This window comes from Bartonella sp. AP20NXHL, assembly GCF_042196165.1.
GTDB lineage: Bacteria > Pseudomonadota > Alphaproteobacteria > Rhizobiales > Rhizobiaceae > Bartonella.
On sequence record NZ_JBHIPV010000054.1, the window covers coordinates 1 to 2,435 of the forward strand.

General features: G+C 37.5%; 5 protein-coding genes. All 5 read left to right on the forward strand.

The annotated features are described in order from the left end of the window. Nucleotides 1-841, forward strand: an 841-nt coding sequence (locus ACFILL_RS09020) for a hypothetical protein (protein ID WP_375643807.1), incomplete at its 5' end; no start/stop codon positions are given. Nucleotides 842-851: 10 nt separating this feature from the next. Beyond that, entirely contained in the window at nucleotides 852-1,067 is a 216-nt protein-coding gene (locus ACFILL_RS09025) for a hypothetical protein (protein ID WP_114647943.1), read from the forward strand. 45 nt (nucleotides 1,068-1,112) lie between these two features. Then, nucleotides 1,113-1,586 carry a crossover junction endodeoxyribonuclease RuvC gene (locus ACFILL_RS09030; protein WP_375643805.1) on the forward strand — a complete coding sequence of 158 codons (474 nt, stop codon included), beginning with the start codon at nucleotides 1,113-1,115 and terminating at the stop codon, nucleotides 1,584-1,586. After that, the gene (locus ACFILL_RS09035) at nucleotides 1,576-1,926 is read left to right on the forward strand and encodes a DUF1376 domain-containing protein (RefSeq protein WP_375643804.1); all 351 of its coding nucleotides are present in this window, start codon (nucleotides 1,576-1,578) and stop codon (nucleotides 1,924-1,926) included. Before ACFILL_RS09030 ends, ACFILL_RS09035 begins: the two co-directional genes overlap by 11 nt. Next, nucleotides 1,916-2,435, forward strand: a 520-nt coding sequence (locus ACFILL_RS09040; RefSeq protein WP_375643803.1) for a DUF1376 domain-containing protein, incomplete at its 3' end; no start/stop codon positions are given. The genes ACFILL_RS09035 and ACFILL_RS09040, both read left to right, overlap by 11 nt.

The window sequence follows — 2,435 nt, forward strand, 5'->3', positions numbered from 1 at the left end:
CAACCAAGTTAAAGCACTTAAAGAGCAGGTTCAAGATATTAAGAAAAAAATGAAAGAGAATGAGTTTAGGTATTTAATGGAAAGCAAGCAGACAATTGATGAATGTGATGCAGATCTTGAAGAACGTGACGAGAAAATTGAAGAATTGAAACAAAAGACTGAAGAGCATGAAAAGGCGTTCAGAAATGTAAGTGAAGTTGTAATGACACTCGAAGCAGATGTTCAATCACGTGATACGGAAATTAAAGAATTGAAGCAAGAGATTGAAGAACGCGACGAGGAAATGGAAGAACTGAAGCAAGAGATTAAAGAACGTGAGGAGGAAATTAAAGAACTCGAAGCAGATGTTCAATTACGCGACGAGGAAATTAAAGAATTGAAGCAAGAGATTGAAGAACGCGACGAGGAAATGGAAGAACTGAAACAAAAGATGGAAGAATGTGACGATGAGGAAATTGATGAACTGAAGCAAGAGATTGAAGAACGTGACGAGGAAATTGATGAACTAAAGCAAGAGATTAAAGAACGTGAGGAGGAAATTGAAAAACTTAAACAAAAGATAGATGCGTACCGAGAAGAGTTTAAACGGAACAGTGAAACGATAGAGCTACTAACAGTACATGTTCAATCATGTGATGCGGAAATTAAAGAATTGAAGCAAAAGATAGATGCGTACCGAGAAGACTTTAAACGGAAAAGTGAAAAGATACAGGCACTAAAAGCAGATGTGCAATCACGCGACGAGGAAGTTGAAAGACTAACACAAGAGCTTAAACAGCGTGATGAAGCAGTAAAAGCGCCGGCTCATAAGAATAAGAAGAGTAAGAAGAAGGGTAAGTGAGGAGAGAGGGATGGGCTTAATTGCACTTATTATATCTTGTATTGCTAATTTGTGTTCATGTTATGCGGTTTATACCAATTTTAAAAACATAAAAATGCTTAGACAAGCGATAAATGAAAGAGACGAAATAATAAAAGAGCAAGAAAAGCTCATCCAAAAATTATCTTTTCCTAACGTTTCTTATTGTGTGAATTGTAGTAAAATTGTGTGCAGAGAAGTCGTTTAAAGCACCATTCTAAGAAAAAACAATCATTAAATACAGGTGATTTAGATGCTTCATGCAATCCTTTGTTTTGATCTAGGTACCAAAACGGGGTGGGCGATACGTGGTGCAAGTGGTGACATGTTCAGTGGTACCGTGAATTTTCAATCGCGCCGTTTTGAAGGCGGTGGAATGCGTTACTTGCGCTTTAAGCAATGGCTATCAGAAATAAAGCAGACAGCAGGTCAAATTGACGTGGTGTATTTTGAAGAGGTGAGGCGTCATAAAGGTACAGATGCAGCGCATGTTTACGGTGGTTTGTTAGCAACGTTAACGGCGTGGTGTGAACAGCATCAGATACCGTATGAGGGGATACCAGTAAGTACGATTAAGAAAGCGACGACAGGCAAGGGGAATGCGTCGAAAGAAGAGATGATTAAGGCGGTGCGTGCAAAAGGGCACAATCCGAAAGATGATAACGAAGCAGATGCTTTAGCAATTTTATATTTAGTTAAAGAAAGGGAATTGGGGTATGTCCATTAAATTACCATGGACGAGGCTTTTTGCAGACAGATGGCTTCTTACTCTTGGTTGTTTGTCGCCGACCGAGAAATGTATCTATGTCATGTTGCGACTTCTAATGCTCCGTACTGGTGAGCCTATTTTAAACAACTTAAGGGTATTAGCTCGTTGGATTGGTTATCCAGTAGAAGAGTTTGAAGCAGCTTTGAATTCCTTGATTGAAGGTGGATTCATCATACGTTTAGACAATGGTGGGTTGTGGAATTCAGAAGTTGAAAAAGAACTCAATAACGTCACTGAAGAGCTAGATAATTTCACTTGCAATAATAATAAAGAAAGGGAGGTGAAGTATGTCAACTAAGTTGCCATGGACGAGACTTTTTTCTTCACAATGGATTGTTGATGTTAGTGGCATGAGTATAGTGGAAAAAGGTCTTTATATGACTCTTGTTTTATATATGTATGAAGAGCGCCGCCCTATTATTGAAGATGCTCCAAAATTAGCACGGTGGGCTGGCTGTTCAGTGAGAGTCCTAAAAAATACATTAGACATCTTATTACGCGATGAGAAGATCATACGTTTAGAAGATGGTCGTTTGTGGAGTTTAAGAGTTGAAGAGGAACTCAATAACTCAAATGATAATTTAAATAAGTTTTCAGAAAGAGCACAAAAGGCAGCAAAGGCAAGATGGGATAAAAATACAACTTATGCTCGTAATGATGCTAAAAATGCTAATAGCAATGCTACAAGCAATGCTTATGCAATGCTAGATGATGCCATTAACAATAACATTAACAATAACAATAACAAAAAAAATAAAAATATTATTTTATCAAAAAGAGAAATTGATTTTGAAAATTTAGAAACAA

What these genes read in the sequence shown, in the direction of transcription:
- ACFILL_RS09025 (WP_114647943.1), top strand. Translation starts at nt 852, where the DNA reads ATGGGCTTAATTGCACTTATTATATCTTGTATTGCTAATTTGTGTTCA.
- ACFILL_RS09030 (WP_375643805.1), top strand. Translation starts at nt 1,113, where the DNA reads ATGCTTCATGCAATCCTTTGTTTTGATCTAGGTACCAAAACGGGGTGG.
- ACFILL_RS09035 (WP_375643804.1), top strand. Translation starts at nt 1,576, where the DNA reads ATGTCCATTAAATTACCATGGACGAGGCTTTTTGCAGACAGATGGCTT.